This is a genomic window from Rodentibacter haemolyticus (assembly GCF_015356115.1).
Taxonomy (GTDB): domain Bacteria; phylum Pseudomonadota; class Gammaproteobacteria; order Enterobacterales; family Pasteurellaceae; genus Rodentibacter; species Rodentibacter haemolyticus.
This window is the reverse complement of the sequence record NZ_CP063056.1, coordinates 898,572-912,721: the sequence shown is the minus strand read 5'-3', so window position 1 is coordinate 912,721 and position 14,150 is coordinate 898,572. Positions and strand designations below refer to the sequence as shown.

Annotated in this window: 14 protein-coding genes and 2 pseudogenes; 3 read left to right on the top strand and 13 right to left on the bottom strand. The window is 39.9% G+C overall.

Annotated elements, in window-relative coordinates:
- Positions 1-137: 137 nt before the first annotated feature.
- The 3 genes from IHV77_RS04365 (at position 138) to IHV77_RS04355 (ending at position 3,744) form a co-directional block, all read left to right on the top strand.
- Positions 138-1,757 (top strand): hypothetical protein, encoded by a 1,620-nt coding sequence (locus IHV77_RS04365; RefSeq protein ID WP_194812901.1) that lies wholly within the window; start codon positions 138-140, stop codon positions 1,755-1,757.
- Between the two features lie 72 nt (positions 1,758-1,829).
- Entirely contained in the window at positions 1,830-2,312 is a 483-nt protein-coding gene (locus IHV77_RS04360) for a hypothetical protein (RefSeq protein WP_194812900.1), read from the top strand.
- Between the two features lie 4 nt (positions 2,313-2,316).
- Entirely contained in the window at positions 2,317-3,744 is a 1,428-nt protein-coding gene (locus IHV77_RS04355) for a surface lipoprotein assembly modifier (protein WP_194812899.1), read from the top strand.
- 358 nt (positions 3,745-4,102) lie between these two features.
- On the opposite strand, the gene fis is transcribed toward IHV77_RS04355, so the two are convergent.
- From fis to IHV77_RS04300, 13 genes and pseudogenes are all read right to left on the bottom strand, one after another.
- Entirely contained in the window at positions 4,103-4,402 is a 300-nt protein-coding gene (gene fis / locus IHV77_RS04350) for a DNA-binding transcriptional regulator Fis (protein WP_194812898.1), read from the bottom strand.
- A complete protein-coding gene (gene dusB, locus IHV77_RS04345; protein WP_194812897.1) occupies positions 4,396-5,376 on the bottom strand; it encodes a tRNA dihydrouridine synthase DusB in 981 nt (326 codons plus the stop codon). Before dusB ends, fis begins: the two co-directional genes overlap by 7 nt.
- 149 nt (positions 5,377-5,525) lie before the next feature.
- Positions 5,526-6,413, bottom strand: coding sequence for a 50S ribosomal protein L11 methyltransferase (prmA, locus tag IHV77_RS04340; RefSeq protein WP_194812896.1), 888 nt, complete (start codon positions 6,411-6,413; stop codon positions 5,526-5,528).
- A gap of 31 nt (positions 6,414-6,444) precedes the next feature.
- Positions 6,445-7,317, bottom strand: a complete 873-nt coding sequence (locus IHV77_RS04335; protein ID WP_194812895.1) for a DMT family transporter — start codon at positions 7,315-7,317, stop codon at positions 6,445-6,447.
- 210 nt (positions 7,318-7,527) lie between these two features.
- The gene (gene panF / locus IHV77_RS04330) at positions 7,528-8,994 is read right to left on the bottom strand and encodes a sodium/pantothenate symporter (protein ID WP_194812894.1); all 1,467 of its coding nucleotides are present in this window, start codon (positions 8,992-8,994) and stop codon (positions 7,528-7,530) included.
- The gene (locus IHV77_RS04325) at positions 8,991-9,248 is read right to left on the bottom strand and encodes a YhdT family protein (protein WP_194812893.1); all 258 of its coding nucleotides are present in this window, start codon (positions 9,246-9,248) and stop codon (positions 8,991-8,993) included. Before IHV77_RS04325 ends, panF begins: the two co-directional genes overlap by 4 nt.
- An 8-nt stretch (positions 9,249-9,256) precedes the next feature.
- A complete protein-coding gene (locus IHV77_RS04320) occupies positions 9,257-10,687 on the bottom strand; it encodes a surface lipoprotein assembly modifier (RefSeq protein ID WP_194813222.1) in 1,431 nt (476 codons plus the stop codon).
- A gap of 79 nt (positions 10,688-10,766) precedes the next feature.
- A complete protein-coding gene (locus IHV77_RS04315) occupies positions 10,767-11,855 on the bottom strand; it encodes a Slam-dependent surface lipoprotein (RefSeq protein WP_194812892.1) in 1,089 nt (362 codons plus the stop codon).
- Positions 11,856-12,126: 271 nt separating this feature from the next.
- The gene (locus tag IHV77_RS04310) at positions 12,127-12,933 is read right to left on the bottom strand and encodes a Slam-dependent surface lipoprotein (RefSeq protein ID WP_194812891.1); all 807 of its coding nucleotides are present in this window, start codon (positions 12,931-12,933) and stop codon (positions 12,127-12,129) included.
- Between the two features lie 208 nt (positions 12,934-13,141).
- Complete coding sequence (locus tag IHV77_RS12030; protein WP_408635279.1) at positions 13,142-13,297, bottom strand: DUF1848 family protein; 156 nt, start codon at positions 13,295-13,297, stop codon at positions 13,142-13,144.
- 37 nt (positions 13,298-13,334) lie between these two features.
- Positions 13,335-13,397, bottom strand: a pseudogene (locus IHV77_RS12025) (hypothetical protein); the annotation flags it as partial.
- A 100-nt stretch (positions 13,398-13,497) separates the two neighbouring features.
- A pseudogene (locus tag IHV77_RS12020) lies at positions 13,498-13,548 on the bottom strand (hypothetical protein); the annotation flags it as partial.
- Positions 13,549-13,632: 84 nt separating this feature from the next.
- Positions 13,633-14,040 (bottom strand): OsmC family protein, encoded by a 408-nt coding sequence (locus IHV77_RS04300; protein ID WP_194812890.1) that lies wholly within the window; start codon positions 14,038-14,040, stop codon positions 13,633-13,635.
- Positions 14,041-14,150 lie beyond the last annotated feature (110 nt).

Here is a 14,150-nt window from a genome sequence, read left to right as displayed (position 1 = left end):
AAAAATGCAAAATTGTTTAAATTTTGATTTACTTTTGTTTTTTTTTTGTACGATATTCGGGTTTTTATTCGCCTTTTAAGGCAAAAAATAAAGACAGTTATTAATCGTTTAATCATTCTTTACTTAAGGATTTTATTATGAATTCAACCTTGAAAAAAACCGCACTCGCCACCCTTGTGGCATTAAGCATTACCGCTTGTAGCTCCGGTTCGCACAATAATCATCGTAATGAATCGAATGCCATTGAGCGTGTATCGGCGATTGATTACAGCAAACAAAATCTACAACAATTGGAAAAAAGCGTGACCGCAGCGAAAAACACGGTAGCTAACAGCAAAACCAAAGTCACCAACATTGAAAAAGAAATCACTAATATCAATGTACGCATCAAAAAAATCAATGAAGAAATTGCCGCATTAGAGAAAAGCGAAAAGAAAGATGCCAAAGCCTTGCAAGACAAACGCAATGAGCTAAACAACGCTACTAAAGCCTTACAACAACAAAACCAATTATTGGTGATTGCCAATCAAAACCTCACCCAAGCCAATATCAATTTAACCAATGTGGAAAAATTGGTGGTGGAGAAAAAAGCAGCACAGGCAAAACAACCGGAACAATCCAATAACCAAAGCAAACCGGAGCAACCAAAACAACCGGAACAATCCAATAACCAAAGCAAACCGGAGCAACCAAAACAGGAACAGTCTAATAACCAAACAAAACCGACTGAGCCAAGTAAGTCAGAAAATTCAACATCCCCAGAACTTGTGCCAACAGGATGGAGAAAACTGGGGCATGAATTTACTGGAAGTACTCGGAACCTTGATTTTTTTGAAAATATAGAGCTGCGTTCTTCTGCTGAATTTCCTGATAATTATCCAATTGGATTACCTAAAGGAGATGTTCTTTTACGTAATGGGGTAAATAAGGGAATTTTAAACGATTTAGATTTTGAGAAACTGGCTAAGGAAGATAAACAAAATCCAAATTTATTAGGGTGGCATCAGGGTACTATTGAGAATGAAAATCTTGATGGTGTATTAATCAAAAAAACAGATGGATGGGATAAGATATTAGAAGCAGAATATATAGATAAATTTAATTATCTTTTTAAAAATACACCTTACACAACTTATGGAGCTTTTTTTACTAATCAGTATGATCAAAGATTATTCTTAATAAAAAATGGAGATGAAATATCAACACTCACAGAATATAGTGATGAACTTGGCAATAAGATTGGTCAATTTCGTTTAAATGAAAAAGGGGAACTTACATCACGTATTGATTTTATTGATGAAGTAAAAGGCTCTGCAACTTATAAAGGTGAGATATTGGCTAGCCATAGTGATAGAGTTCTTAATCAACCAGGTGATGGTTATTCTACTTATGGTGGAGAACATATGGAATACTCACTTCCTTATAAAGATGGAGAAATTACGATTAATGCTCATTTTGGAGATAGAGATGTAAACTCATTCACATCTGTATATTTAAATAGCAAGACTATAGGGGAACATTATTTAGATAAATCGCCGATGATTTTTTATAAAGGAGCAGAGGATATTCGATTTGAAAATCGTATATCTGATGATGGATTTATTAGTACTAAGCCTACAGTCTCTGTATCTGGGGTATTTTTAGGACCGAAAGCTAATGAAGCTGCTGGAACTATTAGGGCATATGTACCTGATGGACTTTCTACTGGTAGATCATATGATGGCGTATTTAGTGCCGAAAAACAACCTAAAAAATAATTTAACCCTTTAATATTAATCAACCAACGCCACTTCAATTGTGGAGTGGCTTTTTTTTGTGGAGAAAATGTAATGATAGAACAAAACAAATCTAGCCCTGAACAACAAAAAACTACGGGGGAAAATAAAAATGAAGCTATAAAAAGAAATAAAAAAGGAGGTGGAATCCTTATCGCTATTGGCTTTATATTTTTAATAATTGCATTTATGTTTCTTAAATTTAGTGCATATAAAGTGAATGATCTTGCTTTGTTTATACTATCTGTCTGTACTATTATTGTTGGGATTTTACTTTGTTTTATAAATGATGTTGCTATTCTTGACAAGCGAGTTCGCTGTATTATTGACTGTTTAATTATACCGGTTTTATTTATACCTACCAATTATATTCATCAATGTATATTAAATTTCTTTAGTGCTACTCCCTCCAAGATAGAGCAAAACTTTTTGTCTGATGTTTTGACTTATATTTTACTCGTTATATCGGCACTAATTACTTCATTATTATATACATACATTTTTAAAGATAAAAACAAACCACAAAAGAGTAATTAAAATAATGAAAAATTTAAATTATCTATTTCCCCTACTTTTAATATCCCCCCTCACCACCCACTCCGCCCCCCTTACCGAAGTACAACAACAAATAAAAGTTGCCGAGCCGGAAAAGCGTGAGGCGGTGGTGAGCCTGTTAGGGCAGAATGAACAGCCCATTCATTTTTCCGAAGCGGATTTACGCAGCAACCCGAAATTAACCCAACAATTATTAGGGCAAGCCATTTATAGCCGTGAGCCGGCAATGATTGAGAAATTATTGGCGATTTACAAAACCTTCCCCGAAAACGACCGCACTTTGGTGCAATTTGCCGAAGGGAAATTTGCGGCGTTAACCGGGGATTACGGCACGGCGGTTTCCGTTTATCGTGAAATTCTTGCGGAACGGACAGAACTCAACCCAGTGCGAATTGAACTGGCGATTGCCCTATTCCACGATAAGCAAAATACCGCCGCCGAAGCCCAATTCCAAAAAGCCCTTAGTGAACCGAACGTCCCTGCACAGGTTCGCCAACTGATTAACGCCTATTTAGAGGCATTACAAAGCCGTGATGAATGGAATATTTCCCTTTTCGCCCATTATGTGCGAGACACCAATGTGAATAACACCTCAAGCAACCGCAATATTGAAGACACCGGCTATGTAAAAAATAACGATATGATGCCGGAAACCGCTCACGGTATTGCTTACCGCTTTAACCTCAGCAAAGATTTCAATTTATGGGGACGTTATTATTTAGCCTTAGAAAACGACCTTTATGGAAAAAGTTATTGGGATAATCACGAATATGACGACTTTTTAAACCGCACTTCTTTGGGGTTACGCTATAAAACCGCCAAATCCACCTTTAGCCTGCTTCCTTTTTATGAAAAACGCTTATATGGCAACGAAAGCTATCAATGGTCGAACGGGGCAAGATTGGAATATAGCCGTTGGTTAAACCCGAACTGGCAACTTTCCACTGCAGCCGAATATGCCAAAAACCGCTATTTCGACAGTCGCAGCCAAAACGGCAACACAAGATTACTTTCCGCCACTTTAGTGTGGGCAAGAACACCACAACAGTTTTTCTATTTGGGTGGTGATTTCAACCGTGAAAAAACATGGGTTAAACAATACAGCTCCGACACCAAATCCCTCCGCCTCGGTTGGGGGCAAGAATGGGGCAAGGGCATTTCCAGCCGTCTCGGTTTTGGCATTTCCCAACGCCAATATAAAGATTACGCTGTGCTAGGTGGACTTATTCCCCTCGGTAAAATCCGTAAAGACAAGATTTACAGTGCTCATTTAACCTTATGGAAACGGGATTGGCATTTATTCGGCATCACCCCGAAATTGCAATTATCCTACCGCAAACAAGACAGTAATTTGCCGTCAATGTATTCCTACGACCGCAAAAACGTCAATTTAGTGTTTGAAAAGGATTTTTAGCATATTAAACCTTGGGAAAACGAAAAATAATAGGGACACCAAATGCGGTGTCCCTCTTTTTTGCTTCATTATGACATTATATTCAACATTTATTGGGTAGGGTGGGCAACTTGTTGCCTACCGGTTCAGAGAGGGTATTTCAATGGTGGGCAACAAGTTGCCCACCCTACGCTCGAAAATATTGTGGTTGAAACGGTGGGCAAAAAATTTGCCTTCTACGCTGATTTGTGTCACAGATACATAGATTTGTGTCACAGATACATAGATTTGTGTCACAGATACATAATACCGTTATTTTTCGGGCGATCTGAAAACAAAAAAGACGAACATTTGTTCGTCTTTTTGATGGTGTTGAGTATTAACCCATACCGTATTTTTTTAATTTTTTGCGTAATGTGCCGCGGTTGATGCCGAGCATATTTGCCGCACGAGTTTGGTTACCGCGAGTATATTGCATAACCATATCTAACATCGGGTGTTCAACTTCCGCTAGTACTAATTCGTAAAGATCGTTCACATCTTGACCATCTAATTGTGATAAGTAATTGCGTAATGCTTGTTTTACTGAATCGCGTAATGGTTTATTTGTTACTTGTGATTGAGCATTTAAAACTGAAACGGTTAACGCTTCGGACGGATTACGTTGTTGTTCTAACATTTTTCTTTATCCAAAATTAAATTTAAAAAATCTTCCAACACAATGAGTTGTTCTTTCGGATCACTGATTGCGTTAAAAGTCTGTCTAAAAACGGAATCGGGTTGAATCCCCTGTAAATACCAAGCCACGTGTTTACGTGCTATTCGGTAGCCTTTTTGTTCACCATAGAATTGATGTAATTCTTGAATATGGCGTAAAATTTGACCGCACTTTTCACTCAAACTTGGCGTTTGAATTATCGAATCTTGCTCAATTAAGCTTTCCACCGATTGAAATAACCAAGGATTACCTAATGCCGCACGACCGATCATTATTGCATCGGCACCTGTGTAATCAAGCACCGCTTTTGCTTTCGCGGCAGAATCAATATCACCATTTGCAATTACCGGAATTGCAATCGCTTGTTTGACTGCGCGAATGTTATCGTATTCCGCTTCTCCTTCAAAAAGACATTCTCTCGTTCGTCCATGAATGGTTAAAGCTTGAATACCGGATTGTTCGGCAATTTTACCGATTTGTACACAATTTCGATTGGATTTATCCCAGCCGGTGCGAATTTTTAAGGTTACCGGCACATCAACGGCATTCACCACTTCTTGTAGAATTTTTTCTACCAGTTCGGGGAATTGTAGTAAGGCAGAACCTGCCAATTTACGATTCACCTTTTTAGCGGGACAACCCATGTTGATGTCGATGATCTCTGCACCGTATTCTACATTTACCGCCGCAGCTTGCGCCATTTCCAATGGATCAGAACCGGCAATTTGCACTGCATTAATGCCGAGATCTTCACTATGCGCTAAGCGCAGTTTGGATTTCTCCGTGTGCCAAACTTGAGGATTGGTTGACATCATTTCAGAAAACGTCAAACCTGCACCGTAATGCGCACAAAGACGGCGAAAGGGCTTATCGGTAATGCCTGCCATCGGTGCAAGTAAAATACGATTTTTTAATTGGTATGAACCGATCCGCATTTTACTTTAACCACCTTCAAACAAGCCTAAATCCAATTATTGTCGAATAGGGCGACAATCGACAAGGCGTGCTATGATACGCACTTCGGCTTAGTTTGAAAAGTGAAATTTGTTCAAAAAATACACTTTTTTTGATTGACAAAAAGAAATTAAGTTGTTCTTCGTTTGCCGGTAATGCGGCACCATTCTTCACGCACTGCAACCGGTGCGAGGTCAAAAGTTTGCGCATAGGTTTCACATACGGAGTTTGACTGCGTTTCTAAAATTCCGGATAGTCCTAAATCTCCCCCCTCTGCGACAAGTCGGCTGATTATCGGATAAAGTTCCTTCAATGGGCCGGCAAGAATATTGGCAACGACCACATCTGCTTTGAGTTCGGCAGGTTTTTCATCGGAGAGGAATAATTGTAAGCGATCGGCAACGCCGTTTTGTTCGGCATTGTTACGGCTTGCAAGAATAGCCTGCGGATCAATATCAATACCGATAGCTTTTTTTGCACCTAATTTTAGGGCGGCGATGGCTAAGATGCCAGAACCGCAGCCGAAATCAATGACTGTTTTATCGCTCAAATCTAAGCTATCCAACCACTCTAAGCAAAGTGCCGTTGTAGGGTGCGTACCTGTGCCAAAAGCCAGACCGGGATCAAGCATTACATTTACGGCGTTCTCATCGGGTACTTCACGCCAGCTCGGACAAATCCATAAACGTTTACCGAATTGCATCGGATGGAAGTTATCCATCCATTCACGCTCCCAATCTTTGTCTTCAATCTGTTCGATTTTGTACGCCGTATTTTCATCTAAATGTCCGGTTTGTTTGAGTAAATTGACGATTTCCACCATATCTGTTTCCGCATCAAACAAAGCGATAACATCCGTATTCCCCCATAGACGGGTTTCCCCCGGTAGCGGTTCGAAAATCGGAGTATCTTGGCTATCCATAAAGGTAACGGAGACCGAACCGATTTCTTCTAAAAAATCACTGATTTTTTCTGCTTTTTCATTGGTGCTGTTTAGGCGAATTTGAATCCAAGCCATAATTTTTCCTTAATTTAAAAAATGTCGTGCATTATACCGATTTTTTCAGAAATTTAGGCAGTAATGTGGAGCCTAGTGTCGCAAGCATAATGAGCGTGATGCCAAATATTGTGGAAAATGAAAGGCTTTCGCCAAGTAATACCACGGCAAATAAAATACCAAATAAAGGTTCAAGGGAAACCAAAATGCCGGAAAGATTCGCATTAACGCTATTTAAACCTTTATTCCACAACCAATAAGCCAGCCAACTACACCCAATGGCAAGATAAAAGAGACCTGCAATGCCGTAACCGGTCAGATTGATTTCCCAGCTTTCGGTAAGAAGTAATGTGAAGGGAAGTGTGGTGATAGTACCCAATACAATGGTTACGGAGGTGTAGGCTTGGGCTGATACTTTGGCTATCACGGATTGTGTCCAACGCAGCACACAGGCAAAAACAACACCGGCACTCAGTATCAACAAGCAACCAAGCAGGCTGATTTCATTAATGCCTTCGTTATGTTGACCGCCATTAATCATCACGGCGACCCCGATAAATGCCAATGCACCGAATAGCCAGTGAAACCATTCGGCGCTATCTTTAAAAAAGAAATGGCCGACAAACACCACAAGTAAGGGTTCAAGCCCAATCATCGTTACGGCACTAGAGGCCGAGGTATATTTCAAACCGATAAATTGCAATAAAAATACCGCCGTGTAGTTAAAGAAAGCAAGCCACCAAAGTTGTTTACGCAGAGGCTTATCAATTTTTTTCCAACGGCGTAAAAATAGCGGTATGACGAGAAACATTGCAATGATTAACCGCGTTTGCACAACCAAGACGGGATCCATCATCGAATAGGTAAATTTTGCAGCGATTAATGAACTGCTCCAAAGGAGGAGGGCGATAATTTGGTAGATCATAGTGAGAATCTCCGATGAATCCTAGGGTAATCAATTATTCTAGGCTACTAAAGTGCGGTCATTTTTTCGTCATTATATAGCGATGTAGGGTGGGCAACTTGTTGCCCAGCTAAAATATCCTGATTAAAACGGTGGGCAAAAAAATTTGCCCACCCTACGTTCTATAAATTTCATTAAGGTGCGTTACGCAAAGCTAACGCACCCTACGCCCTACAATGAACTTTGTAATTTACCGATTTTTTTCTCTGCTTTTAGCATTCGCTTTTCACCCCATTTATTGCCTATCAAGAAAGCGATTAAACCTAAGGTTAATGCCGGTACGATCTGGTGGAAACCGAGTAATTTTACACCAAGCTGAGTGAGCAAAATATAACTGCTTAAGCCCGCAATCATAGAACTTAATGCGCCGTAAGCATTGGCTTTATCCCAGTAAATACCAAGCACAATCACCCAAAGGAACGTGGCTTCTAATCCGCCGAAGGCAAATAAGTTTAACCAAATAATCATATCCGGCGGATTAAGGGCGGCGATGATTAAAAGTGCGGTTAAAATCAAGGTAATAACGGAAGAAATATAACTGATTTTTTTCTCATTTTTTGCCGCTTCAGGTTTAGCGGAAAGGTACAAATCTTTTACAAAAATAGAGGAAGATTGAATCAGTTGTGCATCAATGGTGGACATAATCGCGGACATTGGGGCCGCTAAGAAAATCCCTGCAACAATCGGTGGAAGCACTTGTAACATTAAGGTTGGAATAACCTGATCGGCAATGGTTAAATCAGGAATAATCGCACGTCCTAACGCACCGGATAGGTGCATCCCAAACATAATCAGGGAAAGTACGATTGTACCGATTAACATACCGCGGTGGAGTGCTTTACTGTCTTTAAATGCCATACAACGCACCGCTGTATGCGGTAAGCCTACCACCCCGAAACACACTAATACCCAAAATGATGCCATAAATTGAAAACCGAGCATATCGTTCGGACCATAAGGGCTCACTAATGCCGGATTAATTTCAGTTAATTTATTGACCGCACTTTCCACGCCCCCAAGCGCGTAAATTGTGCCGCCAAGTAAAATTAATGTACCGACAATCATCACCGTCCCTTGAATGGTATCCGTCAGAACCACTGCGCGGAAGCCGCCGATAAAGGTATAAATACCTACGGTTAAAGCAAAAAGCAGCAGGGCTTGGGTATAAGAGATGCCAATTGTGGTTTCCAATAAACGTGCTCCGCCGATAAATTGTACGGTCATTGCGGCAAAAAAAGCGAGCAACAAAGCAAGGCTGGCAAGCCAAACCAAGTATTTGTTTTTGTATCGATAAAGGAAGAGATCGTTGATGGTAAGCGCGTTGGTTTCACGGGACAATAAGGCAAATTTTTTACCGAGCGCACCTAAGGCAAGCCATACCGCCGGTACTTGAATCATTGCTAACAACACCCAGCCCAGTCCATATTTATAAGCCGCCCCCGGCCCCCCTACAAAAGAACTGGCACTGGCATAAGTTGAGGCGGTTGTCATCGCCAGCACAAACCCTGTCATTGAGCGATTGCCCACATAGTATTCGGTTAAAAAATCGCCCTTATTACGTTTAACATAAGCATAAATCGCAGCGCCAAAGATAAAGGTGAGGTAGATGATTAAAGGAAGAATAATGCCAAGGTTCATTGTTTATTCTCCTTGTTTTCCACTTCAAGGGAAATATCTTGATAAACGATTTTAATTATCCAGTAACCGATGACGATAAATAAAATCGGAAGATAAATGCAGGAAAGTTCAAACCAAAGGGGGAAACCGAGAGGGCCGAGCGAGCCTTTGGGTAAGTAAGCGCATAAACACCAGCCGATGACATACAAAACAGTCAAACCCAATGCCCAGCGCGCTTCTTTAGCAGCTTGTTTGTAGCGTTGTGTTAAAGTCATAATAGTTCCTAAAATGCTTTGCTCATTTCTAGATAAATACGGTTTTTATCATAGCGATAAAAAGGGTGATTGCTTTTTATTTTTTGATAAGACCAGGTTAGTTTCGGCGTAATTCCCCAAAAATAAACATCACGATGCCATAATGTTAGTGCGGTAAAATATTCATTATTTTTCTGACGAATACTAAACAAATCAATATCTTTGTAAGTTCGTCTGGCATAGGCGAGGTTTAAACGGGTTGAAATTCCGAACGCCCATTCTTGCCCCCAGCCCAAACGGATATTTTTACGTTGATAAGCGTTATCGCGATCACGTGTATTTTCTCGATGATAATCTACACCGACAAACCAGTATTGTCCGCTCTTTGGCACATAAAGCAAGGTATTTGATAAAAGATAGTTATTTCCATTGAGATGTTTGCGCCAATTATAGCGTTGTTCGGTATATTCAAGTGCGTTCGAAATTTGCCATTTTTCGTTTAGCCAGTAATTCAGTTCAGCCCGAAGTCCGGCATTTTTAGAGTATTGTTTTAATGAATCGCTGCCTGATGAACCGCCGCCATACCAACGTTTTTCCGTAAAAGGCGTAATCGAACTTTCAAAGCGGGCGGTTTGATAACCTAAGCCGACACCAACACGGAGGTTAAATTCATTATATTTTTTGTTATTCCAAAAATATTTACCTTGTCCTTCAAGCTGTAATTTGGTGAACAAATTATTCGCCCAAGACCATTTTTTCTCTGAATTTAAATAATAAGAAAAGCCTTGCGCACTTTCTTTTTCCCAAGCTTTCCAATTCCCAATTTGAGTTCCGGCTTTCGGGGCATTGTTAATATTTGATTCGTTTAAATAGCTTAATCCGCCATTGATTTTCCATTGTTCACGTTGATTTAAAGCTGAAAGGTATTGATCTATTAGCTGCGTTGTTTGTGGTAAACGATTTTCTGCGCGCAACTTTTGAAATTGATCCTTTGCCGCCTCATTATCATTATTTAGGAATAACGCCTGTGCCAATTGATAACGCAAAGCGATGATGTCGGAATGTTCGCTAAATAACGCACGATAACGTTTTACCGCTTCGGAAAAATGCCCCTGTTGACGAGTCATTATCGCTTCAGCCCAAGAGACTAAGGTGGGATCTTGATTAGGTAAATTTTTATAAAGCGGCAGTAAAATTTCTACGGCTTGAGCATTATTTTGTAAAACCGCAGGAACTAATCCGCGAATAATTAAATCGGGATGTTGTTGCAGTTCGGCACGACTCATAGAAATACTTTCTTGCTTTGGTGTAGAAATCGTGGCTTCCGGTTGAGGAAGTATCGGTTTGGCGACATTAATGCGTTCATCTCGTTCATCATTTTTAGGTTGAGCCATTTCCGCCGTGGCATTTAGTGCAAGCAGCGAACAAAAGATTGATAGGAAAATATTGCTGAATTTCATTGATTTGAGTTCTCTTAGATATGAATAAAGCAAGCGCAAGGCTTGCTTCATAATACTAAACCATAAATCCGGTTTTATGTTATTGTTTTTGTGCACCGAAAGCAGCGCTCCAAGACTTATTGTCGCCTTGTGCTAACCCTGCCATCTCTTTGGCATTATCGCCATAGAATTTACCTTCTACTTTGCCGGATGATGGAAGAGATGCTGAATTTGCCGTTCCTGTAAATGAATTACCTGAAATACTAGCATCAATCACCACCGGTTGAAGCTTGTAAGCATCAATACCAAGTGAACCTTTCAATGTTTTGTTTCCAAAATCTGCAGTAAATTTCGATGAACCGGTGGAAAAATCTCTATCTTTATGCCATAACTCCTGTACATTCGGCGCATAAACAATAAATTGCCCTGAATAAGCTGCCGTACCGGCTGCCGGCATCTCTTTCGTTGGGTTTCCGTTATAGAACATATAGGTATCGTTATTTGAAGAAGTCGCTACGCCAAAACGGGTGTCTGAATAGTTACGACAACATACCTGTAGACCTGCTTCATCAAGTGTTAACCAATCTTCGAGATGGTGAGGGGGGAAACCAATAGGTATATCGATTCCGTCTATTCTTATGTTAGTATTGGATGGCTCGTAATAATTCAGTGTTACGATCGATTCACCAACAGATGGAAATATTTTAATTGCAGCACCTGTTCCGCTTTGTTCTTGTTTTGGTTGATTGTCCTGTTTTGGTTGATTGTCCTGTTTTGGTTGATTGTCCTGTTTTGGTTGATTGTCCTGTTTTGGTTGATTGTCCTGTTTTGGTTGATTGTCCTGTTTTGGTTGATTGTCCTGTTTTGGTTGATTGTCCTGTTTTGGTTGATTGTCCTGTTTTGGTTGATTGTCCTGTTTTGGTTGATTGTCCTGTTTTGGTTGATTGTCCTGTTTTGGTTGATTGTCCTGTTTTGGTTGACTGTCCTGTTTTGGTTGACTGTCCTGTTTTGGTTGACTGTCCTGTTTTGGTTGACTGTCCTGTTTTGGTTGACTGTCTTGTTTTGGTTGACTGTCTTGTTTTGGTTGATTATCACTATTACCGCCTCCGCTACTTCCGCAAGCGGAAATAATTAATGCCGTTAGTGCAGTAAAACCAAATTTTATTAATGAGTTTTTTGTTAGTTCCATAGGGACTCCGCGTAACTAAAATAAATTAGTGTTAAAATGGGGGAAGAGTTTACCAAAAGAAAAACTCTTTGTTAAGTGGATTGCAGAATGATTTTTATAGGATTAAAAAGCAAAAGAGTGGTCAAAAATCTCACAAATTTTTGACCGCTCTTAATGTGCCAAGGGTTGAAAGGAGAATATTACTGAATTTCATTAGTTTGGGTTCCTTAGATATAAATAAAGCAAGCTAGCGGCTTGCTTTATAATACTAAATAACAAACAGAATTTTATATTATTGTTTTTGTGCGCCGAAAGCTGCACTCCAAGATTTACTGTCAGTTGCCAAGCCAGCCATTTCTTTGGCATTATTGCCATAGAATTTACCTTCCACTTTACCTGCTGATGGAATAGAGCTTGAATTTGCCGTTCCTGCAAATGAGTTGCCTGAAATTTTGGCATCAATGTTCACCGGCTGAATCTTTTCAATCTCAAGCGAGCCTTTTAATGTTTTGTTGCCGAAATCTACATTAAACTTTGATGAGCCGGTGTAAAAATCTTCATCGTCCAAAAGTGGTATATTCGCAGTGATAATGGATTGCCCTGAATAAGTTGCCGTACCGGCTATCGGCATATCATTCGTTGGGTTACCATTATAGAACATATAGCCCTTGCCATTTTCGTCTAAGGAATCCGACACACCAAAACGGGTATCTGAATATTTACCGCAGCATACTTCTAGATATCTTCCCTTGGAAGTCATCTTTGTCCACATTCCGGAAGAAACACCAGAATAGCCGATATCGATGAGGCTTCCATCGACATTGATTGTTGTAGTATTGTAAGTATCTAACGTTGCTATTCGGGTAGAAACATTGGCATCAGTTCCTGATAAGGCAATCGCTGCACCTGTTTTGTTGTCAGCTTGTTGCTGAGATTGATTATTGGCTGACTGATTTGGTTGTGTGTTATTTGAAGCGCTATTTTGTTGTGGGCGATTATCACTATTACCGCCACCGCCGCTACTTCCGCAAGCCGAAATCATTAATGCAGCTAGTACGGTAAAACCAAATTTTGTTAATGAAGCTTTTGTTAGTTCCATAGAGACCTCGCATAATTAGGATAAGTGAGTGTTAAAATCCAAGGGGGAGTTTAACAAAACTGATACCCTTTGTTAAGTAGATAACAGAATGATTTTTATGGGATTAAAAAGCAAAAGAGCGGTTAAAAATTTCGGCATTGCGTATCAGTTGCAAAAAAGCTGTTTTTAATTCAAATGTAGGGGGCTTTCGCTAGTCGCTCAAAGGTAGTTAAATGCACGTCAATAGTATATTTTCGGTAATCAATACGGGGTCATATCGCCACGCCACACGCTGTTTGCCTACTTGTGCGGAAAGTTGTTTTAAGGTTTCGATACTTTTTTCGAATTTCGAAGCTTGGTACACCGGATTCGATATCTTTACCATAGGCAGTAATACTGTAATGAAAATAGGTGTTGAAACGGTCGGTAATTTGGTGCAAATGTTTCAAAATTGGGCGATAGTTTTTTTGAACAAAATACGACATAGTCCACTTTTTCGGGTGTAAGCTCGTAACGTGTAACTTTATTTGGAAATAGCGGATTACGTGATAAAACGTAGCCTTCTTCAAAGCGTTTTAGCAGCCATTTACTATAATAATGTACGGTGTCGGTTCTTGCTCCCGTGTTAATGATCATTTTGCTTTCCTTTAAAAATAAAAAACGCTCTCCAAGTCATTAATTCAAAATGCAATAAAGGCCAGCACCTAGGCCGGCTTTGGGTTATTCATAAATAAATTCTAATTTTTTATTCATATCCGCATTCAGGCTGCGTCCTACAATGCAAGTATCCACCGCTACTTTTTCTAATGCTTGACGAAGTTCGGCAGGAAACGCCGCTTTTAAATGGAAGGTGATATGCACTTCACTAATACGAAATTCTTCCATTGAAACCACTTTACCGCTTTCGGCATAGCAACCGTTAAAATTCGCTCCGGCTTGTTCTGCAGTAAGTGCCATAATTGTCATCGCGCAGCTGGTGTAAGCGGCAATGAGCAAATCGGTTGGTGCGGATACTTCGCCTTTGCCTCCTGCTACACTTGGGCCGTCAGTCAGATATATTTGACCACTGGCTAAGTGAGTAACTTTTTGTTGAAGAGAGCCTTGATATTCCACTTTAATTGCGTTCATTGTCTTTTCCTTTTGAATTGTGAATTAACGCTGTGTATTATAACAATGTGTTTTTATTTATTAATCCACCTTTTTCTGAATACAATGTTAAGGAATTCTTAATAATCCGT

What these genes read in the sequence shown, in the direction of transcription:
- IHV77_RS04365 (WP_194812901.1), top strand. Translation starts at nt 138, where the DNA reads ATGAATTCAACCTTGAAAAAAACCGCACTCGCCACCCTTGTGGCATTA.
- IHV77_RS04360 (WP_194812900.1), top strand. Translation starts at nt 1,830, where the DNA reads ATGATAGAACAAAACAAATCTAGCCCTGAACAACAAAAAACTACGGGG.
- IHV77_RS04355 (WP_194812899.1), top strand. Translation starts at nt 2,317, where the DNA reads ATGAAAAATTTAAATTATCTATTTCCCCTACTTTTAATATCCCCCCTC.
- fis (WP_194812898.1), bottom strand. Translation starts at nt 4,402, where the DNA reads ATGTTAGAACAACAACGTAATCCGTCCGAAGCGTTAACCGTTTCAGTT.
- dusB (WP_194812897.1), bottom strand. Translation starts at nt 5,376, where the DNA reads ATGCGGATCGGTTCATACCAATTAAAAAATCGTATTTTACTTGCACCG.
- prmA (WP_194812896.1), bottom strand. Translation starts at nt 6,413, where the DNA reads ATGGCTTGGATTCAAATTCGCCTAAACAGCACCAATGAAAAAGCAGAA.
- IHV77_RS04335 (WP_194812895.1), bottom strand. Translation starts at nt 7,317, where the DNA reads ATGATCTACCAAATTATCGCCCTCCTCCTTTGGAGCAGTTCATTAATC.
- panF (WP_194812894.1), bottom strand. Translation starts at nt 8,994, where the DNA reads ATGAACCTTGGCATTATTCTTCCTTTAATCATCTACCTCACCTTTATC.
- IHV77_RS04325 (WP_194812893.1), bottom strand. Translation starts at nt 9,248, where the DNA reads ATGACTTTAACACAACGCTACAAACAAGCTGCTAAAGAAGCGCGCTGG.
- IHV77_RS04320 (WP_194813222.1), bottom strand. Translation starts at nt 10,687, where the DNA reads ATGAAATTCAGCAATATTTTCCTATCAATCTTTTGTTCGCTGCTTGCA.
- IHV77_RS04315 (WP_194812892.1), bottom strand. Translation starts at nt 11,855, where the DNA reads ATGGAACTAACAAAAAACTCATTAATAAAATTTGGTTTTACTGCACTA.
- IHV77_RS04310 (WP_194812891.1), bottom strand. Translation starts at nt 12,933, where the DNA reads ATGGAACTAACAAAAGCTTCATTAACAAAATTTGGTTTTACCGTACTA.
- IHV77_RS12030 (WP_408635279.1), bottom strand. Translation starts at nt 13,297, where the DNA reads ATGGTAAAGATATCGAATCCGGTGTACCAAGCTTCGAAATTCGAAAAA.
- IHV77_RS04300 (WP_194812890.1), bottom strand. Translation starts at nt 14,040, where the DNA reads ATGAACGCAATTAAAGTGGAATATCAAGGCTCTCTTCAACAAAAAGTT.